Below are 24,265 nucleotides of genomic sequence, written 5' to 3' on the forward strand. Positions count from 1 at the left end.
TTACACTTCCTTTGTCTTGGCATTCAGAAACCCAGCGATCGATGCACCTATTCGACTCCGCCAGACATCTACACCGACGGCGACCAGAATGATCAGACCGATGGTCAAGCTTTGCATCGAGGTGGTAACCGCATTCAGGTTTAGGCCGTTTTGCACCACGATGATGATCAGCGCTCCGATCAAAGTTGAGATCACGCGCCCCCTGCCCCCGGCCAAGCTGGCGCCACCAACCACGGCCGCCGCAATCGCCTGCAGTTCAATCAAGGTGCCATAATTCGGTGAACCTGAGTTCAAACGTGATGAAAGAAGCACTGCACCAACTGCCGCACAGAGCGCCGCAAACACAAATGCGATCAACCGCACACGGGCAACATTGATCCCTGAGAGTCGCGCCGCAGATTCATTTCCACCAACCGCATAGATCTCTCTTCCCAACCGGGTGTGCTCCATGATGATTGTGAAAAGCGCATAGGCGCCGACTACGTAATAGAATGGCAGCGGCAAGCCCAGGAAAGTGCCATAAAACACTTCACGCAATTCCGGTGACAGTGAAAAGGCAGGAGTGCCACCATTTAGGGTTAGGGCAAGACCCTTGAACGCTGATAGTCCGGCAAGGGTTACAATGAAGGCTGGAATACCGACATAGGCTACGAGAATGCCGTTGATGACGCCCAGCCCACAGCCGATCAGCAAGGTAAGAGGAATCGCGACCCAAAGCGAGAGCCCATAGGTCTTGATGAAAACTGCAAGACACATGGTAAGCAGCGCAATCATCGAGCCCGGTGACAGATCGATGCCACCGGTGATGATTACAATGGTCGACCCAATTGCCACAATTGATAGGATGGACACTTGCAGCGCGATATTACGAAAGTTTTGCGGCTCCAAAAATGCGGGCGTGGTCGCTGCTACGATTACCACAATCAGTAGAAGTGCGATTAGCGGCCCAATGAACTCCTGACGTGCCAGACGTCCAAGAAAACTTGACTCACTCATGTCATTCCTCCTTAGGCCGCATCATGGGTCAGTTCCTGTGCGGATGCCTGAACCAGATGGGTGTGTGTCACGCGCGCTGCAGGCATGGTCTCGACGAGGGAGCCTTCGCGGATGATGCCGATACGATCGGACATCGCGATCAGCTCGTTATGATCCGAGCTGATAAGGATCACGGCGTAACCACGCGCTGTCAGCGCATTGATCAGATTGTAAACGGCGATCTTGGCACCGATATCGATGCCCTGAGTTGGCTCATCCAGGATCAGCACCCGGCTGTCGGCAAAGAGCCACCGAGCGATGACGATCTTTTGCTGATTGCCACCTGACAGCAAATTGACGAATTTCCTGGCCGCTGCAGGCGAGATCTCGAGCTGATCGATGTAGTCTTGTGCGACGTCTGCCTCAGTGCGTTTTTTTAGCAGAAACTGGCCGCGGATTTTGTCCAGCGCCGCTGCGGTCATGTTGGGGCCGCCATTGAAGTTGAAGAAAAGCCCGTCGAACTTGCGGTTCTCCGGTACCAACGCCAATCCTGCGCGAATTGCACCCTGCGGGTTGCGGATCCGCAGTGTCTTCCCGTCGATACTAACCTTGCCGCTTGTCAACGGATCAACGCCAAAGATTGCGCGGGCAATTTCAGTCCGTCCGGATCCGATGACACCGCCCAATCCGTAGACTTCTCCGGCATGCACATCAAAACTGACGTCTCTCACGCCGTTATCCGTCGACAGGTTCCGCGCGGAAAATAGAACGGTGTTGGTCGCATTTTTCTGTTTGGGATAGTGTTCGTCGATATCCTCTCCCACCATCTTGGAAACGATCTCATCGACGTCCAGATTGGTACCAGTGGCGGTTGAGACGACCTTGCCATCCTTCAAAATCGTGGCTGAGTCGACCAATGAAACCACCTCATCCAACCTGTGGGAGATGTAAAGGATCGACACGCCGCGATCCTTCATGCGCCGTAGAAGCTGATGGAGAGCGACAATCTCTTGCTCGCCGAGCGCGGTGGATGGTTCATCCAGAATGAGCAGCGTTGCATCGATAGAGATCGCTTTGGCGATTTCGACCAATTGCTGCTCGGCCACTGACAATGTTCCAACAATGCGATCCGGAGCAATTGCGATATCGAGCGAACCCAAGACGTCAGCCGCTTCACGTTTCATGCGTGGCCAGTCGACCAACGGCCCCCGCCGTGGATAACGGCCAAGAAATATATTTTCTGCCACTGTCAACGTAGGGGCGAGAGAGAACTCTTGAAATACGGTCGCAACGCCTTGCCCTCTTGCTTGGATTGGACTGGTGAGTTGGACCACATCGCCGCGCCTGCGGATCGTACCGGCGTCTGGCTGATGCACGCCGGACAGAATCTTAATCAGCGTCGACTTACCACAGCCGTTTTCGCCTAGTAGCGCATGAATCTCACCTGCATGTAAGCGGATCGAGATTCCGTCATTCGCGCGAACACCGGGAAAAGTTTTGGTGATCCCTTCGAGTTCCCAAAGTGGGGATTGATTTTGCATTGGAAGCCTCCTTCAAAAACGGGGGCGGTTTCCCGCCCCCGACCCAGTTGGGGAGGTATTAATAATCCTTGGACGGCAGGGGGAAGAGGTCTTCAGGTGCTTGCAGAACCTGAACTGCATTGCCTTCATGCACGATCCGTGTCGGCGTATTCACATATCCGCCCTCGCTCTTCCCTTCGATAAGGTCGAGCGCAAAGCAGGCTGCCTTGCGGCCCATGATGACGGGCGAAGTATCAGACGTGGCCGTCATACCTCCCGCCGCAATGTCCTCAAGCGCGCCTGTATCGCCGTCGTAACCCAGAATGGAGATATCATCCCGACCAAGAGCTTGGGTGGCCAAGACAGCGCCCAAAGCCATGTAGTCGTTCGAGGCGTAGATCACTTCGACCCCAGGATTTGCCTGGATCAGGTCCATCGCCGCAGTGTTGCCCTTTTCGACGCTCCAGCCACCATTGATGCGCGCGACGAGCTCCCAGTTAGTGCCTTCGATTCCGTCGGTAAAACCACCGGCCCGTTCAGTCGCCAGATATCCCGGCTCGCCGTCGAGCACACCAACCTTACGCGCCGCGCCATCGGCCTGCTCCATGGCCCAATCGGCCAAGGCGTGATTTACAGCCCGCTGGTTTACACCAACAACGCCATGTACCGGTGTCGGAAAGTCCGGGATGTCAGAGTTTATGATCACGACGGCCTTGCCAGCGTTTACCGCCTCTTCAACCAGCGGCGCCAACGCACTTTCGTCAAAGCTGATCAGGATAATGGCATCAACATCGTCGCGGGCCGTCACATCCTGCAGCATGCCCATTTGACCTGCCAGATCACCGCCGGAATAGGGCGACAACAAGAAGCTATCAACTCCGTCGCGTGTTTCGGTGACGTCAGTGATGCCTTCGCCGAGCGCGATGTGGTAGTTAAATTCGGTTCCCATCGGCAGATAGGCGATCGTAATTCCGTCTTGGTCATTCTGGATCGTACCGGTTGCGGCTTGCGCGCCATCGTTCAGGGCCGTAGGGGCTGCATAATCGCACATGTCTTCGGCCCAAGCACCGCCCGCGATGCTCACAAAAGCAACACTCGTCAGCAAGGTCTGTCTCAGGTTCATATCGTTCTCCTCCAGTTGAACTTTGATCTCGCCTTCTGGCGATTCCCTTCTCCAGATTTCATAAAATTCTGTTCCATTAACTTTTGCTTGTAAAGAATTTCTTTCTTTTTTGAGATAAATGAAATCAAATTCTCTTTACGAGTTGAACACAAGCAGTTGATATTTCGGCGAAACACTTCTCAAACTCTGCTTCGCCAAAATCATATGGGTCCGCAATATCGTGGCGTTGACCTGGGCGGATCAAGTCACCAAGTCTCAAAATACGTGCCGTTGCATCCACGGGTGCGATCTCGGCGAGCGCGGTGCAATCGTCCGCGTCCATCGCCAGGATCAGGTCGAAGTCACGAAAGTCCGCAGAAGTGATTTGCCGCGCGCTCTGCCTCGTTAGGTCCAACCCATGAGTTTTCGCGATATTGATCGAGCGTTTGTCTGGCGCACACCCTACATTCCAATTCTTGATTGCCGCGCTGTCCACAACCCAGTCCGAACGATGCTTCAACAAATCTGCCAAAATGCCCTCTGCCAACGGCGACCTGCAAATGTTGCCGCGGCAAATCGCCAGAATCTTTCGAGGTGCCCCGGCTGACTTGGACCTCACAACGTAACGTTTCCCCAATTCCACAAGACGAACACGCGAACAGTCAGCGTTTTTGCTCAGCCATTTTTGTCCAATGTCTCGGTCGAGTGTGTTGAAGTCGAACAGATCTAAATGGTGCCCCAGCATGGCCCCTGCCCCAACCTCCTCGGTCAACGCAACAGCCTCTTCCAAAGTGAGGTTTCCGGGCACACCATTGCTTGCGCGGACTTTATCGCGGCCGTTCACAGGTAAGAGGACAAGATCAACCAAGAGAGGAGCAACCGATTCAACCAGCCCTGGAAAAGGAATGGTATCTCCTGAATGCCAGATCGTCGCGTCTGGACCTCTCAGGGCGTAGCCCAGAAACTGCGCGTTCCCCTGGCCGTCGCGGCTCAACGTTTCATGAGCCGCTGGCGTAGCGAACAGCGTCACGCCGCCCAAGTCCAACCACTCACCGTCATTGACGGCAACCAAACGATCTTGCGAAACTCCACGTTCCTTGGCGCGCGCTACGTCCGATCTGGGCACCACGACCTTCGCCTCCGGGTTTGCCGCAAGGAGCGGAGGAATAGTGCCCGGGTCCATATGATCGGTGTGCCCGTGGGTGCAAAGTAACCAATCAATGCCTTCCAAATCGCCGGGTCCGACAGGAGCTTGGGTCATTCGGATATGTGGGAACTTTTGACCCTTGTATTTTTCTGCCAGGGAATCCGACAAATAAGCGTCGATCACGATCCGCAACCCACCCATTTCGATCAGGAAACCCGCCTGCCCCAACCACCAGACGGCTGCCCCCGAGCTTGGGCAGCCCAGCGTATCGGGAGAGGGCCAAGGATCGCCCGTGATACTCATTGCTCCAAAACTTTCAGCAAATTGTACACGGCGGTTTCTGTGGCGCGCGTAACGCTTTCCTCAGTGAATCCACCGGCATGAGGGGTCATGATCACTCGATCGTGCGACAAAAGGTTGGACAGCTCTGGAGGTTCTTCCCGGAACACATCCGTCGCAAGACATGAGACTTTCTCGCTCTCCAATCCCGCCAGAACCGCCGCGTCGTCAAGGAGTTCAGCTCGTGCGGTATTGATGATCAGGACGCCGGACTTCAAACGTGCAATGACACTTGCATCGATCAAAGGATTTTCTGAAGGCGGGCAATGCAAAGTTATGGCGTCTGACCTTTCAAATACCTCGTCCAAAGATGCCTGCCGAAAGCCTTCCGGTGAAAAACCTTGCGGAGGATAGGGATCATGTCCCAGGACCTTCATTCCCAAACCGATGGCAATACGCGCCACGGTCTGGCCGATGGCACCGCAGCCAATGACACCCAGCACGCGGTCTTCGGCTTCAACCCCTTTGCGGCGTTCCCACTTGCCCTGATGCAGCATAGCGTCGGACCATGGCACATGACGGAACCCCGCCAACATGAGCGCAATGGCAAGCTCTGCAACGCCGCGCGCATTGGTTCCTGCGGCGCGTTCAATGGCAATGCCGTGGCGTTGGGCAGCGGCCAGGTCGATGTTGTTCACGCCAACTCCGTTGCGGCTGATCACGCGCAATCCGTCTGCCTGATCAAGAACCCGAGCCGGAATCGGCTCCACTCCGGCCAGCCAGCCGACGCAACCCGGCACTGAAGACAAGAGCGCATCCTCGGAAGGTGTCTGCCCCGGTGCGGGAAAGACAAGCTCATATCCTTGATCAGTCAGCAAAGACAAAGCGGGATGGCCAGCGCCCGAAAGCGAGCGCGGCGTGATTGCAATTTTAGATGTCATCTGAGTACCTTAGATGCTATCCTAGCCAGCGCGGATTATCGATCAGCGTGGGTTTGCCATCGCGTTCCACCAGCAGTTTGCGGAATCCCTTGGTTTCGATCGTCCCATAGTCGTGACCGGCGTGCCCCGGGAAGGCGAAGAACATCACAAAGTCCTCGCTGTCAGAAATGTTGATTGATCGATGCGCCCAGCGACCCGGCACGTAAACCGCATCGCCTTTCTTCATCTCACGCCATTCGACCCTGCCTTCAGGTGTCTCCATCATCATTCCACCATTGCCGGAGAGGCAGTAGTATACTTCGGCGGTGTCCAGCACGGTATGGAAGTGACCCTTGGTCATGTAGTATTCCTCACCGATTTTGCCGGGACGGATACGGGTGGTGCCATAGGCAACATTTCCGCTGGTCTCTGGAACGCCCATGTCAAAATACTCATAGACCATGGCATCATCTGCCGTGACCGCTGCGTTGAAAGCGTCCTCGTCAGCAAAGTAGCCCTTAAGGGTCGACAAAGGGCGTGCAATCGGCTCGGCGGTTTTGGACGCGCCAGTTTCGACGTCGAAATCAAACAGTGTGGGTGCCATATCGTTCATGGAATAATCCTTTCAGGAAGTCGCTTCTTTTGCGATCCGGCTCAGCTCGTCAAAAGCCGGTCCGGACATGGGGATATCGATGTCGAAAACCTCGGCGATCACACGCGTCCAGCCGTGGATGAAATAGACCCAGCCATCCACCACGGTGAGGTTTTTCGCCTCTGCCTGCGCGTTTGCCTGATCGAGAAAGACCAGATCGCCACGGTAGTTAAACTCCCAGATCAGAGCGTCCTCGGGGTAGCTCACCGCATCTGAGACAGGTGACCCGGGGCCGTCTTTGCCAAGCCCAGTGGCGTTGATCACCATTGAGCCTTTCGGCAATTCCGAGACAACTACATCGGCTTCTGATGGGGTCGGAGCCAGCCGGTATTCGATTGGAATGCTGAACCCGATATTGCCATGAACGGTGCGCATCTCGTCGAGGCTAGCGTCGCGCCGGGCGGTGATGATGATCTTACCGGGCACATCGCCGCTTTCTGCGACTTTGTTATGTAGATAAAGCGTTAGAGCCAGCGACGAACCGCCGGACCCAAGTATGAGCATTTCACCACCGGTTTGTACCCAATGACCGTCTGCAACAATCGCTTCATACGCGGCTCCAGCACTGATGGGATCCTTTGCATGGCCCGCCAGCCGGTCACCCAGCTTCGAGATCGATGAAATCTCGTGTAATGTCTGTGCATAAGGATCGAGATCATCAAATAGATCGCGCGAGGCTTTCAGAAGATTGACCTTATGGGTCGTCACAAGCGCCCCAAGCGACAAGGGATCCGACTTGATAAAAGAAACAGCACTGCGATAAGCGTCGTGGTCCGAGTTCGGCACAAAGTCGATGCCCTTAAGTTCGGCGTTCAACCCCAGATGATCCGCCCAAGCAGGAAACACCTTCATGATGGACGATTTGGTCGTGGTCACGCCAATGAAGTACATCGTCCGGCGCGTTGCAACGGCGTAGTTGGTCATTGTTTTTCCTATTCGTGTTCGGCCCAGTCGCGCGATCGCTCAACGGCACGGGTCCAACCCGCGTACAGCTCATCGGCTTGCGTCCGGTCCATCTGTGGATCGAATCGCCTGTCCAGTGTGAATGTCGCGCGTAGGTCGTCTGTGGTTTCCCAGAATCCGACTGCAAGACCCGCGAGGAAGGCAGCGCCGCGTGCCGTGGTGTCGACGATCTTGGGTCGGAGCACTGAGACATCCAGCATGTCAGCCTGAAACTGCATGACGAAATTATTCATGGCCGCGCCCCCGTCGACCTTGAGGTCGGCAAGCGTGATCCCTGTGTCCTTCTCCATGCAGGTGATGACGTCTCGGATCTGGTAGGCCATGCTTTCCAGCGACGCCCGCACGATGTGATCGCGGTTGGCCCCTCGAGTGATGCCAACAATCGTGCCCCGCGCATATTGATCCCAATGCGGCGCCGAAAGGCCTGTGAATGCCGGAACAACATAAACACCATTTGTGTCATCAACGTTGTTTGCCGAGACTTCACTCTCGGCGGCGTTGTGAAGGATTTTCATTTCGTCGCGAAGCCATTGAATGACCGAGCCCACGGTAAAGAGCAGACCTTCGACCGCGTATTGTGTTTTGCCATTCACGCGACAGGCAACAGTCGTCAGCAGGCCGTTCTCGGAGTATTTCACCTCTTCGCCGACGTTCATCATAAGTGAACCACCGGTGCCGTAGGTCGCCTTGACCATGCCCGGCTCAAAACAGGCCTGACCAAAGAGCGCGCCTTGTTGATCCCCGATGGCAGAGGCAACCGGGATCTCCGCACCGTCAAAGACATTCGGATGTGTGGTTCCATACACTCCAGAGCTGTCTTTTATATCCGGCAATATCGCGCGCGGCACCCGCAATTCGCGCATCAGCTCCTCGTCCCATTCACAGGTCCGGATATCCATCAGCTGCGTCCGCGACGCATTCGAGACATCCGTGACATGCACTCCACCAGTGAGCTTCCAGATCAACCAACTGTCGATGGTGCCTGCAGCTAATTCGCCCCGTTCGGCCCGCTCCCGCGCGCCTTCCACGTTGTCAAGGATCCAGGCAATTTTGGTTCCTGAAAAATAGGCGTCCACAACAAGTCCGGTCTTTTCGCGGATCGCTTCCTCAAGCCCCCGCGCCTTGAGCCCGTCACACACGTCTGCCGTGCGGCGATCCTGCCAAACCAGGGCATTGTAAATGGGACGGCTGGTTTTGCGGTCCCAGATCACCACGGTTTCGCGTTGGTTGGTTATTCCAATGGAGGCAATCTCTGCTGGATTGGCATTAGCCGACTTCATGGCTTCCTGAATGACTGCCAGCTGCGTTGTCCAAATCTCGCGAGGATCATGTTCAACCCAACCCGGTTGAGGGTAAACCTGACGAAATTCCTGCTGACCGATGGCCGCGATTTCCCCGGCTTTGTCAAATAGAATTGCGCGGGCGCTTGACGTCCCTTCGTCCAGTGCCAGCACATATTTCTTGTCAGTCATATCGCCCTCCCTCGCTCTTGCCTTCAAGTGTTCGGCTTGAACAGAATCTTGTGATACGGCCCAAAGCTACGATCTTTCAGTTTGCGAAAGATCCTTGGCGCTTCATCCAGAGAAGCTCGATGCGTGATCAGCGGCTCAACATCCAGACGCTCAGCTTCAAGCAAACCCATGATGTCGAACCACTCTTTGCCCGGAAACGGCACAGAGTAAGAATTCCACGAGCCAATCACTTCAACCTCTTCGCGCACAACTTTGTCGAACGCCGCTTTGGAGAAAGTTACATCCCCATAGGCCGTCCCATAGAGCACGACTTTGCCCTGTTTCGCGCAGGACAGGATAGACAAGTCTCGCCCTGCGTCATTCCCGGCCGCTTCCAGCGCAAGTGCAACGCCCCGGCCCTTTGTCGCCTGCTTGATTGCCGCAAACGCATCAGTCTGAGCAGGATTGATGCAGACGTCCGCTCCGACCCGTCGCGCCAGTTCGAGCTTTTCCTCATCAACATCCACGGCAATCAGGGGCTGCGCGCCGGACAGCTTGGCGAACTGAAGGGCAAAATACCCGAGCGCACCGCATCCCACGACAACCACGGCATCGCCCAGGCTTAGATCCACCTTATGGATACCATGAAGGATAATGGCCGCCGGTTCGATGGTCGCAGCGACCTCGAGGCTGACATTGTCCGGAACCTTTAGGACATTTTGTGCAGGGGCCTTGAGATACTGCGCAAAAGCGCCATCGGTACGAGAGCCCAGGAAGTTGTAATTCTCGCACAAGGAGTAATTTCCGCGCGCGCAGTCATCACAGGTCCCGCAGGGCATCAACGGTGCAACGGCAACTTTGTCCCCGGGCTTCAGATGCGAGACCTCGGTACCGATCTCTTCCACGACCCCTGCGAATTCGTGCCCTGGTATCGTTGGGAAACTATATGTCCCCGTAACCATAACGCGACCGATATCTGAGCCGCAGATGCCACAGGCAGCCACCTTGACGAGTACCTCGTTGTCTCCCAAGTCCTTGGGAACCGGAACGTCTTCAACCCGAAGATCAGCCGGGGCGTGGAGAACTGCAGCCTTCATCATGCGCTTGCCTCTTGCGGAAGTATAAGTGTTTTCAAGCCCTTGCCGGTCAGTGCGTGATCGAAACCCGCGATGGCGTCATTCATGCCGAAACGATGGGACACGATGGATGTCACGTCGATCTGATTACTTTCGACCAGCTTTAACGAGCGTGCGTAGTCCTCAACGCTAGACCCGGTGCTGCCCAGAAGAGTCAGTCCCCAATAGTGCACCTTGTTTGTATCCAGATCGACTGTGCTGCCTTTGGTCAGCCCAGAAAAGAAGTTCATCCGGCCGTAGCGGGCAAGCAATCCTAGAGCGACGCCTTGCAGCTCTGGCGCGGGTGCGCAGGTCAATGCAACATCCACCCCATGTCCGCCTGTGATCCGCATAACCTCGTCGTGCACATCAACTTCCGCAGAGTTGACCGTGTCTGTGGCCCCCTGCCCCGCAATCTCACGCAACCGGCTGTCTCGACGTCCCACGACGATCACCTGTCGCGCGCCGTAAGAACGGGCGAGTTGCAGGAAGAGAGCGGCGATCGGTCCCGTACCCAGGATCAATACACGATCCTCTGGCGTAACGTGTAAATCTTTCCATGCGTTGAAACAGCACGACAGCGGCTCGACCAAGGCGGCAGCTTCATAGTCAAGACTGCGAGGAATTTCGAAGAGGTTGCCACCATAAAGCGCGGCCGGCGTCACAATCATATATTGCTGAAAACCGCCGTCGATGTTGATACCAAAGGCATCGTATTTCGGACACATATTGTTAAGCCCTTTGCGGCACATGTCGCAGTGCCCGCAGCCGATATTGGGAACAACCGAAACTCGCTGACCAACCTTCCAATGGGCAACATGATCGCCAACCGCCACAATGTCCCCGGCAAGCTCGTGACCCAGAACGCGTGTTTCATCAGGGCCGACCCGGAAATGGCCACCGCGCACAATCTTCAGATCGGTGCCGCAAATCGATGCGGCATGCACCTTGACCAACACTTCCTCAGCGCTGATTGCAGGCATCTCGCGCTCATCGAGCGTGACCGTGCCGACCCCTTTGAAAACAGCCGCCTTCACTGGTTCAGACCTCCATCCCGTAGCGGTGCACCTTGTGCGTGGGATAGAGCGAGATCGTCGGGATCGTGACGTCGGGTGTACGTGTCGCAACGTAGAGTGCCAACCAGCCTACGTTTTCCACGTCGATGCACGAGGCATGGATGCCTTCCTTCAGTTCTTTCTCGTCCAGCCAACCGTCTGTGTAGGCCTTCAAGTCACCGTCATAGAGACCCTTGTCGATGATCTCGGTCATCGGAGTTTTCACATGGCTCGGGTTCAGTACCGTGACACCGATATTCTTCTTCTCACCATCCAACAGGATGTTCTTCGAGAAACCTATCATACCGTGTTTGGAAGCTCGGTAAGGGCTGTGGCCGGGTCCCGATGCAACTCGGGTTGAAGACGATCCCATATTAATGATGCGTCCGCCGCCCTGCGGTTCCATGTAGATGAAAGCCTCGCGGCAGCAGAGGAACACGGCCGTCAGGTTTGGCCCGATGGTCTTGTTCCATTCCTCCAGCGTCACTTCGTTCAGCGGAGGCGCCAGGCTGTCGCGCCCGGCCGAATTGACCAGGACATCGATCTTGCCCCACTTTTCATGCACCTGTTTGAAAAACGCGCGGACCGTCTCTTCTTCTGTGACATCAGCGTAGATTGGCAGAACATCCCCGCCTTCGGCTGCGATTTCCTTAGCGACGCGATCAAGACGTTCCTTATCAAAATCCACCATCGCAATTTTGCATCCGGCGTCTGCATAGACGCGGGCCACCTCTTCTCCGATCCCCGAAGCCGCGCCGGTGATGATGCTGACCTTGCCCTCAAGCGTCATTGGAGCGCGTCTGCCATTTCCATTTATCGACATGATGTTTCCTTTTCTTGAAGAACTTGAACTCTGTTCAGGCAGCACGAGCAGCGCTTAAGGCTGCGGCCGTCAATTTTCTGATTTCGTCAAATTTCCCGGCGGCGATCAGCTTGGGATCAACCATCCAGGATCCACCGCAAGCAACCACTTGCGATATCCCAAGGTAGTCCGACACATTCCGCGCGTTGACGCCCCCGGTGGGAACGAACCGCATGTCGCCATAGGGCCCCGTCAACGCTTTGAGGAATGGAACTCCGCCCGTTGGTTCGGCGGGGAAGAATTTGACAACTTTCAACCCGTGCGACATTGCCTGCTCGACACCGGTTGGATTGTTGATCCCTGGAACAATCGGAATTCCCTTGGATTGCGCGTGGCGGACAACGTCAGGGTTGAACCCTGGGGTCACGATGAAAGTTGCGCCCGCCTCGGCGGCGGCATCCAACTGATCTACGTTCGTGACCGTGCCTGCCCCCAAAAGGATCTCCGGGACGGCTTGTGCGATGGCGTGTATGGAATCTTTAGCCGCTGCTGTTCGAAAAGTGACTTCTGCGACGTCCAACCCACCCGCAAGCAGAGCCTTCGCCAGCGGCACGGCATCTTCAGCTCTCTTCAGGACTACCACAGGCAAAAGCCGTGCTGCGTTGATGCGCTGGATGATGTCTTGCTCTGTCACCGTTCTTGTCTCCATCGAATGAAACGCGATTCTTTTCACAATCAGCTTATCGCGCAAAATTTTATTCTGCAATAAAATTGAAAAAATTATTTTTCTAACTTGTGCCGGCCTCGAAATTTACTTCCCCCGCCGTGCTCGGCGTAGAGAACGCCAACCATCGGACACAACAACAGAAATCAGAACTGAGCCAACGACAACCTTTTGCCATTCCGCAGCAACCTCAAATAGGTTGAATGCGTTATTGACCAGCGTGATGAACAGCACACCCAAAACAGACCCAAGCACCGAGCCGCGCCCTCCCGCGATGCTGGCTCCGCCTACGAGACAGGCAATGATGATCTGCAACTCCACGCCAGAGCCAATATGACGACTGGCCAAACCGGTTCGCGCGGCGATGAACATACCGGCTATCGCGGCCAAAACACCGCACAAAACGAAACCTGCCAACTGAAGTCGACGCACCGGTATACCCAATGACCGCGCCGCATCCGGATTGTCACCAGCAAGATAGAGGCGGCGCCCAATCGGATGGCGGCGCAATATGACATCTGCGCCAAGCGCCAAGACAATCGCCAAAAGGAGAATAATGTGAAGCGGTCCGATATGCAGCGATCCAAACGCATAAAAGCCTGGATCAACCTCGGGACCTGACACATACATCCAAGGCTGTGGACGACCGCCTCCGATCATCAGGTCAACCAAACCACGCAGTACATACAGCGCCCCAAGGGTCACAATCAAAGGGTTCAACCCGACATAAGACACCAACACGCCGTTGAATACTCCGACAATTGCTCCAACACCGACACCGCCGATCATGGCCATTTGCCAAGGCAGACCCGCAGAAAGAAGCCATGTCGCCACGAGACCGGCCAAAGCCATGGTGGCCCCGATCGACAGGTCGAATGTGCCGGTCACAAAAAGCGCTGTCATGCCAATTGCCAGAAGGACCATTGGTCCAATGCTGGTTTGCAGGGAGGCGAGGTTGTTCGCGTTCAGAAAAAAGGGACTGCCAAACACCAAAACCAGAAGCAGCACTGCAACCACAATACCGGCTGTCACCTCGGGCTGTGCAAGCAAGCGGCTTAGCGTTATTGATTGTGCGGGAACAGTCTTGGGTGTCGCCACTGTTTCAGCAGACATCACGCGCCCTCCTTCTTGTTCATGATCATGTCGACCAACACTGCGCAAATCAGCAGCACACCAATGGCGACCTGTTGGGCAAGCGGGTTGACGTTGTACATGACGAGGCCATTCAGGATCAGCGCAAGAAAGAGTAGGCCCAGCACCGAGCCTCCGACACCACCACGCCCTCCATATAGACTGGCACCCCCCAAGATGGCCGCCGTGACATAAGTGAATTCCAGGCCAACCCCCATATCGGTGCTCGCATGGGTTAAACGAGATGCGGTCAGGACCCCTCCGACCCCGGCGAAAAAGGCCGACGCAACAAATGCCCAAAGCTTGAATGCGTCAGTTCGGATGCCATAGATACGCGCTGTCTCTGAATTTTCTCCAACCAGATACATCTTGCGGAACAGCGATGAGCGCAGTTGCAGGAACACAAGTACGGCAAGTGCAAAACCCGCGACAATGATTGTTGCACTTATTCCGAACCAACGGGTCTTTGCCAAAAGCCTGAAATCTCGCGGATAAACGCCCCCAACCAAATCGGTGGCCAGGACACCGACGACCCCTTGAACAAGGATCAAAGTGCCGATTGTTAACATCAAGGAATTGACCTTGAACCGGGTTACCAGAAAACCATTGGCAAACCCGACAGCGGTTGCAACGCAGAGCGCCAGAAAGATCGCGGGATAAAGGTCCAGCCCACCCACCTTGAGAAGCCACCCTGTCAGTGTTCCGGCCAGCGCGTAGACGGCACCTACCGACAGATCGATCTCCCCGAGCACCATCACATAGGTGAATCCAAAAATCGCAATCGCGTCGATCGAAAGCGCGAAAGCAAGGGAGTAGAGATTGTTGTAGGCAGAAAACTGAGCCTTTGTGACCGCGAGGAAGACAAACAGCAAAAGCACCACTGCAACGAGAATACCGCCGGAGGCGGCAAATCCGCGGAGATTGAAAGGCTCGATTATGGATTGGTCGGTTGAAGCCATGTATCTTCCCCTCAGTGCACGGCGCTGCCAGCGGCCAGCGTCATCGCACTATCTTCGGTGATTTCATTTCCACGCAATTCGCCGACAATGCGATTGCTCCGCATGACGATCACGCGGTCGCAGAGGCTCACGAGTTCTGGAAGTTCGGAGGAAAACACCATCACGCTGGTGCCGTTTTCGGCCAACTCAATCAACTTGCGGTGCATCTCGGCCTTGGCACCAACGTCTACGCCTCTGGTTGGTTCATTGACGATCACCACATCTGGATCTGGCGTCAGACAAGCGGCCATCATCACTTTCTGCTGATTGCCGCCACTAAGCGATGCGGGCGTGCTGGCCAACCCGCCCGCCTTGATCTCAAATCGGTCCGAATACGCCCGGGACGTATCTTGCACCTTCGCGCGCCGGATCAACCCCATACGGCTGAGCCGAGACAGGACAGGCGCGGTAATGTTGTCCGTCAATGCCCGGTATTTAAACAACCCGGATTCAGAGCGGTCTGGCGATAAGTAGGTGACCCCTGCGTCGATCATCTTGAGCGGCGTAGGGTTGGGAACGACGTTTTCCTTCACGTGCAGGGTTCCCGCGGCCGGAACATCAAGCCCAAAGAGAAGGCGGGAAAGCTCACTCGCCCCCGAACCTTCCAGACCGAAAACCCCCAAGACCTCGCCCTGGTACAAATCTAGAGTTACGTCGTTGAGGCCGCCAACACCTGACAACCCTTTGGCGCCAAAGGCGACGATGTCCCGGTTTGCGCCGCTTGACGCTCGGCGCCTATGCAGCTCGCCCATGTCACGCCCAACCATGCGTCGCACCAAGTCCGCCTCGGTCAGACCCGCATTCTCCAGCGTCTCAATGTACTCTCCGTCTCGCAGCACGGTTATCCGATCACTGATCTCCAGGACTTCCGGGATCCGGTGCGAGACAAACAAAACACTTTTACCTTCCGCCCGCAGTGACTTGATGAGATCTAACAAAGTTTCCGTTTCCTGCGCATTCAGGCTGGACGTTGGCTCATCAAGTATGATCAGGCGGCGGCTCTCAGAAATGGTCCGGAGGATCTCTACAATCTGCTTCTGCCCGGTTGTCAGTGAGGACATCAGCTGATCCGGCGCAATATTTAAATTGAAAAGATTGAGCTTGGCAGTTGCAAATTCATTCAGTGCTTTTCGGTTTACAAAACCGGCCCGGTTGCGTGTAGGCAAGTCGGGGGCGAGGTTCTCGGCGACGGTCAAGCCATTAAAGATCGCCAGTTCCTGGTGAACCATCGCGATACCGAGATCATCAGAAACGGCTGGAGTGAACCGCGTCAGCGTTTGACCGACCACAACCACCTCGCCCTTCGAAGGGGCGGTCTCACCTCGCACCACACGCATTGTTGTGCTTTTGCCCGCCCCGTTCTCGCCAAGGAGCGCGTGGACTTCACCGGCGCGTATGGAGAAACTCACATCCTTCAGCGCCTGAACCGGCCCGTAGGACTTGGACACATGCCTGAGTTCGACAAGATCTGGCATCTTTTCCTCCGCGAAGCAGGGCTTGGTCCCACGCGCTGGCAACTTCCTGCGCGCAGGACTTGTTCTCCTCAGTCGTACTGGGGGATGTTCTCATGCATGAACGACCCAACGTTTTCTGCATTGATGACCTGGGCACCCATATAGATGACCTCGGGTGCCGAGGTGATGCCGGATGCTGTATTGTCTGCCGAGATCGGTACACCAGCCAAACCAACATTCGCATCGTTGAAAGCTTCGAGGATTTGGATCGCCATGAAGCTTTCCAATGCAGTCTTGTTAATGATCGAGCTGTCGATCACACCATCCGCGATACACTCAAGAACCGGAGCTTCCCGATCGTTGACCACCACCGCGAGGTCAGCGATATCAAGGCCAAGTTCCTCTGCCGCCAGACATATTCCGGTGCCCGATGAAGCGTCGAAGCCAACAATGGCGTCGATGTCCTCATAGGTGTTGAAGATCGCCTTACCAGCTTCAATAGCATCTGCCGTATTGGCTTTGTCGTCAACGCGCCCGGCTTCCTGCCAATTGGAATTAGCGGTGACGTAATCGGTAAAGCCCGTGATCTTTGCGTCAGTGTTGGACGCGCCCCAGTTCCCACTTGCAACATAAGCACCTTCGGTTCCCGCGAGACGGATCAACTCTTTGGCCTGTTCCACGCCGGATTGATAGTTGTCCAAACCAATAAAGGTCATCGCGCCGTGGTCATCGACGGTCGCTTCGATAACAACGACGGGAATGCCTTGGTCCATCGCTCGTTTGATTGCAGGAACCGCACCTGGCTCCCAAAGCGATGTGATGATCCCATCAGGTTCTTTGGCGATCGCTTGCTCGACTGCTTCGGCATGACCTGCAGGATCCCAGCCCTGGGGGCCGGTGGTGCGGATCTCTACACCGAACTTATCGGCCGCATAGCGCATGCCAAGATGGTTATCGAGCAGATAAGGGTGACCCAGAAGTTGGGATGCATAGTAATAGACGCGATCTTCAGCAAACGCGGAACTTGCCGCACCAATGACCGTTCCTCCGGCCACCGCTGCTTTGAGCAAAGTCAAAAGTTTCATGGGCTCCTCCCTTCGAGAAAATTATTTTCACGAATCCTTCTTAGCATCGCATGAAATTTTATTGCAAGACTAAACTGTAGAATCTTATGAAATTGCAGGCCTCGCTTTGTGACATTGGTCAGCGGATGAACAACGGGCTCCATTAGCCGAATGTCAGTGGCCGACCGCAGCTATGGTTTCAAATACAAACACCCAACGAAGAAACATTGGCAGAGTGGCAAAGTTCTGAAACCGCCGAACCGTTACCGGCTATGAGGCAGGGTCGCCGATGGCCTGATCAATGGCGTTCTGGTGGGCTACGCTGGTTTACCTGCCCTCAACACCACCATCGCGACTGGGAGCATTGCGCGGTCCCACTTGTTTATCTCCTTTGAAGACGGCAGACTGGTTCGGGACGCTGTCAGCTTTAGGTCGGTCCAGATCACAGATCTCGCGAGAGAGTTCAACCTTAGTGCAAACGAGGTGGTCGAAATACTTCGATGTTGCTGCGGTCAAAGAATCTGGATCAAGTATCTCTGAATTGGGCTAAAACGGAGTGGGTCGCCTTTGAAAAAGTCCGCAGGAGCATGTTTCACATAAATTAGCTTATGGGGGAATACCGCTCACACTGAACCTGGATATTCTAGCCATACAGGACAGGCAGAGGTGATTGAGAACATGAAACCGCGAATGGATTTTTCGAAACGACTAAATGCTTTCCCAACTTGGCATCTGTCCAATCCTGTCCAACAGGAAATCCATGAAAACCCGAACCTTAGCGGACAAGACATTTGCTTTCGGATAGACAAGCCATAGTACAGATGCGTCGGTTACCCGGTAGTCTGGCAGGACCTGAACAAGACTGCCTTCCGACAGTTCACGGTGGACGCTCCAAAGCGAATTCATTGAAATACCTGCTCCAGCCACCGTGGCGAGTTTTTGGCTGAGGCCATCATCAAAAGTTAGCTGACAACGGGCCGCGCGGGGATCGAATTCTCCGGATGAGCCATTAGAACCGGTGAGAGGACGCGGCTCCTGATCTCTGAATGCGATCAAATCATGATCTACCAGATCGGATGGTGCTGCCGGTGCCCCACGCTGGGCCAAATATTGAGGAGAGGCACAAAGTACGCGATTGTCGTCAGCGAGCTTGCGGCCTTTGAGGCTGGTATCTTCAAGCGCTGAGTTCCGAATAGCCAAATCGTAGCTGCCCTCAATCAGGTTGAACTGGCTGTCGGACAGACGAAGGTCGAGATTAACCCCCGGGTACTTAAGGAGGAATTCTGGCAGGATTGGCGCGATGTATAACTGTGCAAAAGTGCTGGGTGCAGTAAAGCGCAGTGTTCCTTTGGGCTGAGATTGTCCCTGCCCCAATGCGGCGCGCCCAGCACTCTCTTGCGCCAGAATTTCGCGGGCGTAGGGCAGAAATTCAGCACCTTCCAATGATAAAGCAACTTTACGGGTCGAGCGGTGCAGCAAGTCAGCACCCAATGTGTTTTCGAGCTTGGCAAGCCGGGCGCTTGCTACAGCCGGTGCAAAACCTAGTTCGCGCCCTGCTGCGCTAATATTGAGCTTTTCAGCTGCAAGAACAAACAGGCGAAGGCTTTCCGTATCCATCTCATTATATCCAAAACCCGAATTATCTATCTTCTAATGACCCATTTTTATTCCGTCTTCAATGCGTATCTTGGAGTCCAGCCGAAACAAGGTCGCGACGCGAACTCAAATCGCTTGTCGGGTCGCGGATCAAAAATGTTAAAAAAGGAGAAGGCTATGCCAGGTGCTGCAACTGTCAATTATCACGTGCACAGTGCGTCGAGGCAGGCGTTTCAAATCGATGCTGGTGGTGTCGCGGGAAACCTGATCTCGCCAGAACTTGTTACAACGGAAATTTCGCTCCGAGACCTGCGGGGATCAGAGGATGCGATTTCGTTTGCAACGGATGGCGTCTCGTTTGTTACATCACCTAGCAAAGTAACTTCGTTTGGCGATGGAAACGACTGGCAACAGGTTTATGACCGTGAATTGACCGAGTTGCTTTTCCAACATCTGGGTGCCAAAGAGGTCGTTGTTTTCGACCACACATTAAGGGTTGATGACCCCGATTCCGATCGCAAACCAGCCCGGAATGTCCATAGCGACTACAGCACTGAGGGGGCGGAAAAGCGACTGGTAGACATTCTGGGATCAGACAAGGCCGCAGAATGGAGCACGGGGCACTACGCCTTCATCAATGTATGGCGCCCAGTTGAAAACCCTATCAATAGCGCGCCGCTTGGTTTTGTTCGCCCATCCAGCGTCACGAATGAAGACTGGATTCTGATCGATCTGATTTACCCGGATCGGCGCGGCCACATTATGGGGCTGGCGGCGAGCGACGCACATGATTGGGTTTATCAGTCAAGAATGACCCCGGATGAGATTGTCCTGTTCAATATCTACGACAACCAAGGACTGCCCTCAGTGGGTCACAGTGCAGTCGATTTGATCGAGGATCCAAGTATCCATTCAATTCGAAAGAGCCTCGAGAGCCGAACTGTTGTTCGCTTCTGATAGGCTACTGAAAAGCGACACACATAGCTAAAACGAACTTCAGGATAGTTCGGCTTTTTGAGACCGGGTGAATGCTAGCTTCAAAGTGCAGTCCATCCTCAAATGTCCGAAGCCCGGCTTACGAACAAAGGAACGAACCATGTCCAAAACAATTCTTATCACTGGATCAACGGACGGCCTCGGTCTCTTGACTGCCAAAACCCTCTCGGCACAAGGTCATAGAATTCTGCTACATGGTCGAAACCAACCAAAACTTGAGGTGGCTGCAGCAGAAGTTGGCGACCATACAGAAAGCTATGTCGCCGACTTTTCAAAACTGAGTGATGTCGAAGCGTTGTCGACAGAGATTCTTGAGCGACATGACCGCATCGATGTCTTGATCAACAATGCTGGCGTCTACAAGACGCCTACCACACGAACACCGGATGGCTTCGACGTTCGCTTTGTGGTGAATACGTTCGCGCCGTGGGTGCTGACGCAACGGCTGTTGCCGATCATCCCGCAAGATGGCCGTATAATTAACTTGTCGTCGGCCGCACAATCCCCAGTCGATGCAAAGGCAATGGTCGGTCATGGTCCGCTGGACGATTTTGGGGCCTATGCCCAAAGCAAACTGGCGATCACTATCTGGTCACAGGAACTGGCAAAAGCGCTGCCAAATGGCCCGTCTGTCATTGCGGTGAATCCCGGCTCACTGCTTGCCTCCAAGATGGTGAAAGAGGGGTTTGGCGTCGCAGGGAATGATATGAGCATAGGCGCGGACATCATATGCCGTACCGCACTTGACCCCGAGTTTTCCAATGCTTCCGGCAAGTACTTCGACAACGACTCGGGACAGTTGGCCAAACCCCATTCAGCAGCAATGGATGAAGACCATAGAAAATCTGTGATGAAAGCTATCCAAGAGGTCACAGCCACCTCGCGGTAAACTCTCAGACAGGCGGGAAAACCGCGGGAGCATCGACGTTTTTTTGTCGAAATTGCTCTCAATGCTGTAAGCTGATGGCACGGGGAGGACATAGGGTGGAAACCGATAATTCCTTACACTTTGGAAATGCTATTAGTGAATCGTGGGAACGCTGTGAGCTCAAGTACAAGCTTGTTCGGGATACAGCTCGCCCCATCCTTCGCCTACAATCATCTGAAGTGGCTCCTCGGTTAGAGGAATTGGTAGAACGTTCCGGCGGCCGCCAAGGGATAATCAGCCAACTCGCTAAAATAGCAGCCAATGCCGGCCATTGCCTTGTTGTCACGGACACCGATGGTGTTTCGGTTCGTCTGGAGGGCACCGACCAGGGCCGGTCCGTTTTTGAAGAAAACGGCATCGCCGTCGGTTCCTGTTGGGATGAGCGAATTGCAGGAACTAATGGTGTTAGCATGGCGTTATCTGAGAGAGATGCCTTCACCGTTAGCGGAGGAAACCACTACTTTTCTTCTTTGCGTCCATTCGCCTGCACAGCTGCCCCTATTTTTGACGCAGAAAACCAGACACTCGGTGCAATCAGCTTGGCCATGCTGGATCGCAATAACTCGTTAGACTATCTCTTTGCGTCTCAGCTTTTGGGCGCCGCCGCAGACAGAATCCAACGCATACTATTCGAAAAGCAGTTTGCAGATAAATTGATCATATCTGTTTCCTCAGCTGATGGGCGCGACTTGCTGAAGCGGGATGAACATGTGGCATTGAACGAAGCTGGGATCATCTTGGGCACTACAGCAGGGGCACACCGCCTCGTAGGTGAAAAAACTCCCGCGGCACTAAAAGGGAAGGCCTTTGAGTTAGTGTTCGGTACTGATTCAAAAGTTATGGAAACAGTCCCCGAAAGAGTAACGAGTGTTCGATCCAAGAACGGAACAGTTCTAAATTTCTCGGCGCTAACTAAGAGCGGTAAGCGCGCTTCTCCAGCGTCATGGAAAAACCGAAAAACGACAACTTCGCTAAGACCAAAACGTACCCGACTGGCCACCTCGTTACGCCAGCTTTCAATCGGAAGCGATCGAATGGCTGCGCTTTGTACGAGGGCCCTGGCCAACTTCAGAAAGGGATTACCCTTCTTGATCGAAGGTGAGTCCGGTACCGGTAAGTCTGCCCTCATTGTAGCGATCCTTGAAGCTACCAAGTTCGACTCAGCACGTGTAACGACCGTTGATTGTGCGTCTCTGGGTGAATCTGAACAGGACAAACTTTACTTTCAGACCTTGCTGGAACAAGCGCGTATTGCGAGTTCCTTTGGAATGGCAGACCAGGAACATATTGTTCTGGTTTTTGAGAACGTAGACGAACTGCCAGAGTTCGCGCAGGCTCGACTCAGGATGCTGATGGGTGAAATTGAAGCAGACGGGTTGCTACTCGAAGAGCAGTATTCGGGACCGACACCGAGAATAATAGCAACGTGCCGTCAACCGCTTCGCGTTGCCGTCCAGGACGGGTTGTTCCGTGATGATCTTTATTTCCTGCTGGCAAATACGATTGTTCAACTTCCTCCTCTTCGACACCGTGAACGCATCGAGGTCTTGGCTGGCGAGATCGCTCGGCAGTTGGCGGGAGAGGCAGTGCAAATAACAGAAGAAGCAAAAAGCTTGATCTCCTGCTCTGATTGGCCAGGCAATGTCCGAGAGCTCAAAAACGCCCTGCAGCAATCGCTTATGGAAGGGGATGGTCGTCGTATCTCACGGCTGGACCTACCGGAATGCACCATATCTGGGTCAGAAACCCGCAAGATCGTAGAGACAAGGCAGAATTATTCCGACCAGTCAAATTCGAACTATGATGAGCAGACACTCATTCAGGACGCGCTGATCGGAGCCCGATGGAACGTTTCGAAAGCAGCGCGTAACTTAGGAATGGGCCGCGCAACCATTCATCGAAAGATGAAACAATATGGCATCGCGCGACCCCGTTAGCATCAACATGGTCGGCAACAAGTAATGTTGCTGACGAGCGATTGAGCGAAGCTACTTGTGGATGACTCTTCCGAAAGCATCGAGAGCGCTTTCATGCATCATTTCGCTAAGCGTTGGGTGCGGGAATACAGTTTCCATCAAATCTGGACCTGTTGCATTGAGCTTTTGCCCGACGACATATCCTTGGATCAGTTCGGTCACTTCGGCCCCGACCATATGCGCTCCAAGCAATCGCTCGGTTTTGGCATCAAAGACGGTCTTGATCATCCCCTGCGCGTCGCCCAATGCAATGGCTTTGCCATTGCCCTGGTAAGGAAACCGCCCGACTTTTATTTCAAATCCGGCTTCGATTGCTTGCGCTTCGGTCATCCCAACGCTCGCGATCTGAGGGTGGCAATATGTGCAACCTGCAATACTCTCCGGCTTAACAGGGTGACCTTCAAGTCCAGCAATGAGTTCAGCGACCATAACACCCTCATGACTTGCCTTGTGAGCAAGCCAAGGAGCCCCCGCGACATCTCCGATAGCATAGAGTCCAGGTATATTGGTGCGGCAATACTCGTCTGTGACGACGTGATTTCGGTCGATCTCAATACCCATCTCTTCGAGACCAAGGTTCTCAACGTTACCGGTGATGCCAACAGCTGAAATCACGGTGTCAAAATCCTGAACCGTTACCTCGCCGTCTTTTACGATATGAGCGACAACTCGGTCGCTGTGACGTTCAAGCTGCGTAACTTTCGAGCCCTCGAAAAACTTCATGCCCTGTTTGCTGAAGCTCTTCTTGGCATAGGTCGATATCTCGGCGTCTTCGGCAGGCAAAATGCGACCCATTACTTCCACTACGGTCGTTTTTGCTCCGATCGCGTTGTAAAAACTGGCAAATTCGATACCGATCGCACCGGAACCGATGACCAGCAGCTTGTTCGGTTCATGCGGCGGCTGCAAAGCATGTTTGTAAGACCAAACGCGTTTCCCATCAGCTTCAAGTCCAGGAAGATCTCTCGCGCGTGCACCGGTTGCCAGAACGATATTGTTAGCACGCAGTTTCTTTTCGCCATCGTTGGTTTTCACAACAACTTCGCCATTCCCGGCCAAGCGCGCTTCACCCATAATGGATGGAACTTTGTTCTTCTTGAACAAATAACCAACGCCATTTGAAAGCTGTTTGGCAACCCTCCGAGACCGCACGACAATGGCTTCGAGATCGTGTTCCGGATCTTCAATCTTGAGGCCAAAGTCTTTTGCATTCTGAGCTAAGTGTAGCACTTCGCTCGAGCGGAGAAGTGCCTTTGTGGGAATGCAGCCCCAGTTCAGACAAATACCACCGAGGTGTTCACGCTCGATACAAACGACATCCAACCCCAGTTGGGCTGCACGGATTGCAGCAACATAACCACCTGGTCCTGCTCCGATTACGATCATATCGAATTTTGTTTCAGTCATTTTGGATCTC

At 54.3% G+C, this 24,265-nt stretch carries 21 protein-coding genes; 3 read left to right on the plus strand and 18 right to left on the minus strand.

The window, feature by feature from the left end; translation table 11 throughout:
* The 17 genes from ACR0EZ_RS19055 to ACR0EZ_RS19135 all read right to left on the minus strand — a co-directional run bounded on the left by ACR0EZ_RS19055 (position 1) and on the right by ACR0EZ_RS19135 (position 18,969).
* Positions 1-996: an ABC transporter permease gene (locus ACR0EZ_RS19055; protein ID WP_480616092.1), complete on the minus strand. Its 996-nt coding sequence runs from the start codon at positions 994-996 to the stop codon at positions 1-3.
* Between the two features lie 11 nt (positions 997-1,007).
* Positions 1,008-2,516, minus strand: coding sequence for a sugar ABC transporter ATP-binding protein (locus tag ACR0EZ_RS19060; RefSeq protein WP_480616094.1), 1,509 nt, complete (start codon positions 2,514-2,516; stop codon positions 1,008-1,010).
* 58 nt (positions 2,517-2,574) lie between these two features.
* Positions 2,575-3,618: a sugar ABC transporter substrate-binding protein gene (locus tag ACR0EZ_RS19065; RefSeq protein ID WP_480616096.1), complete on the minus strand. Its 1,044-nt coding sequence runs from the start codon at positions 3,616-3,618 to the stop codon at positions 2,575-2,577.
* Positions 3,619-3,742: 124 nt separating this feature from the next.
* Complete coding sequence (locus ACR0EZ_RS19070) at positions 3,743-5,047, minus strand: arsenate reductase/protein-tyrosine-phosphatase family protein (protein WP_480616098.1); 1,305 nt, start codon at positions 5,045-5,047, stop codon at positions 3,743-3,745.
* Positions 5,044-5,964 (minus strand): phosphoglycerate dehydrogenase, encoded by a 921-nt coding sequence (locus tag ACR0EZ_RS19075; protein WP_480616100.1) that lies wholly within the window; start codon positions 5,962-5,964, stop codon positions 5,044-5,046. The genes ACR0EZ_RS19070 and ACR0EZ_RS19075 overlap by 4 nt, the downstream gene beginning before the upstream one ends.
* A gap of 16 nt (positions 5,965-5,980) precedes the next feature.
* Positions 5,981-6,556 carry a glucose-6-phosphate isomerase gene (locus ACR0EZ_RS19080; RefSeq protein WP_480616101.1) on the minus strand — a complete coding sequence of 192 codons (576 nt, stop codon included), beginning with the start codon at positions 6,554-6,556 and terminating at the stop codon, positions 5,981-5,983.
* Positions 6,557-6,568: 12 nt separating this feature from the next.
* Complete coding sequence (locus tag ACR0EZ_RS19085; RefSeq protein ID WP_480616103.1) at positions 6,569-7,519, minus strand: shikimate dehydrogenase; 951 nt, start codon at positions 7,517-7,519, stop codon at positions 6,569-6,571.
* Between the two features lie 8 nt (positions 7,520-7,527).
* Positions 7,528-9,030, minus strand: a complete 1,503-nt coding sequence (glpK, locus tag ACR0EZ_RS19090) for a glycerol kinase GlpK (protein ID WP_480616105.1) — start codon at positions 9,028-9,030, stop codon at positions 7,528-7,530.
* Between the two features lie 23 nt (positions 9,031-9,053).
* Entirely contained in the window at positions 9,054-10,109 is a 1,056-nt protein-coding gene (locus tag ACR0EZ_RS19095) for a galactitol-1-phosphate 5-dehydrogenase (protein WP_480616107.1), read from the minus strand.
* Positions 10,106-11,161 (minus strand): zinc-dependent dehydrogenase, encoded by a 1,056-nt coding sequence (locus ACR0EZ_RS19100; RefSeq protein WP_480616109.1) that lies wholly within the window; start codon positions 11,159-11,161, stop codon positions 10,106-10,108. Before ACR0EZ_RS19100 ends, ACR0EZ_RS19095 begins: the two co-directional genes overlap by 4 nt.
* A gap of 4 nt (positions 11,162-11,165) precedes the next feature.
* A complete protein-coding gene (locus tag ACR0EZ_RS19105; protein ID WP_170386406.1) occupies positions 11,166-12,002 on the minus strand; it encodes an SDR family oxidoreductase in 837 nt (278 codons plus the stop codon).
* A 34-nt stretch (positions 12,003-12,036) separates the two neighbouring features.
* Positions 12,037-12,747, minus strand: a complete 711-nt coding sequence (locus tag ACR0EZ_RS19110) for a bifunctional 4-hydroxy-2-oxoglutarate aldolase/2-dehydro-3-deoxy-phosphogluconate aldolase (RefSeq protein WP_480616111.1) — start codon at positions 12,745-12,747, stop codon at positions 12,037-12,039.
* Positions 12,748-12,792: 45 nt separating this feature from the next.
* Positions 12,793-13,818, minus strand: coding sequence for an ABC transporter permease (locus ACR0EZ_RS19115; protein ID WP_480616113.1), 1,026 nt, complete (start codon positions 13,816-13,818; stop codon positions 12,793-12,795).
* Entirely contained in the window at positions 13,818-14,795 is a 978-nt protein-coding gene (locus ACR0EZ_RS19120; RefSeq protein WP_480616115.1) for an ABC transporter permease, read from the minus strand. The genes ACR0EZ_RS19115 and ACR0EZ_RS19120 overlap by 1 nt, the downstream gene beginning before the upstream one ends.
* An 11-nt stretch (positions 14,796-14,806) precedes the next feature.
* The gene (locus ACR0EZ_RS19125; RefSeq protein ID WP_480616117.1) at positions 14,807-16,309 is read right to left on the minus strand and encodes a sugar ABC transporter ATP-binding protein; all 1,503 of its coding nucleotides are present in this window, start codon (positions 16,307-16,309) and stop codon (positions 14,807-14,809) included.
* Positions 16,310-16,377: 68 nt separating this feature from the next.
* On the minus strand, positions 16,378-17,373 hold the full coding sequence (locus ACR0EZ_RS19130) for a substrate-binding domain-containing protein (protein ID WP_480616119.1): 996 nt from the start codon (positions 17,371-17,373) through the stop codon (positions 16,378-16,380).
* Positions 17,374-18,060: 687 nt separating this feature from the next.
* On the minus strand, positions 18,061-18,969 hold the full coding sequence (locus ACR0EZ_RS19135; RefSeq protein ID WP_480616121.1) for a LysR family transcriptional regulator: 909 nt from the start codon (positions 18,967-18,969) through the stop codon (positions 18,061-18,063).
* 36 nt (positions 18,970-19,005) lie between these two features.
* Here ACR0EZ_RS19135 and ACR0EZ_RS19140 point away from each other — a divergent pair, with 36 nt between their 5' ends.
* The 3 genes from ACR0EZ_RS19140 (at position 19,006) to ACR0EZ_RS19150 (ending at position 22,809) form a co-directional block, all read left to right on the plus strand.
* Entirely contained in the window at positions 19,006-19,905 is a 900-nt protein-coding gene (locus ACR0EZ_RS19140; RefSeq protein ID WP_480616123.1) for a CmcJ/NvfI family oxidoreductase, read from the plus strand.
* A gap of 139 nt (positions 19,906-20,044) precedes the next feature.
* Positions 20,045-20,833: an SDR family NAD(P)-dependent oxidoreductase gene (locus ACR0EZ_RS19145; RefSeq protein WP_480616125.1), complete on the plus strand. Its 789-nt coding sequence runs from the start codon at positions 20,045-20,047 to the stop codon at positions 20,831-20,833.
* Positions 20,834-20,928: 95 nt separating this feature from the next.
* Positions 20,929-22,809: a sigma-54-dependent Fis family transcriptional regulator gene (locus ACR0EZ_RS19150; protein ID WP_480616127.1), complete on the plus strand. Its 1,881-nt coding sequence runs from the start codon at positions 20,929-20,931 to the stop codon at positions 22,807-22,809.
* Positions 22,810-22,860: 51 nt separating this feature from the next.
* Here the strand turns inward: ACR0EZ_RS19150 and lpdA are convergent, their stop codons facing one another.
* On the minus strand, positions 22,861-24,255 hold the full coding sequence (gene lpdA / locus ACR0EZ_RS19155; protein ID WP_480616129.1) for a dihydrolipoyl dehydrogenase: 1,395 nt from the start codon (positions 24,253-24,255) through the stop codon (positions 22,861-22,863).
* Positions 24,256-24,265 lie beyond the last annotated feature (10 nt).

Source organism: Ruegeria sp. AK4, assembly GCF_056541025.1.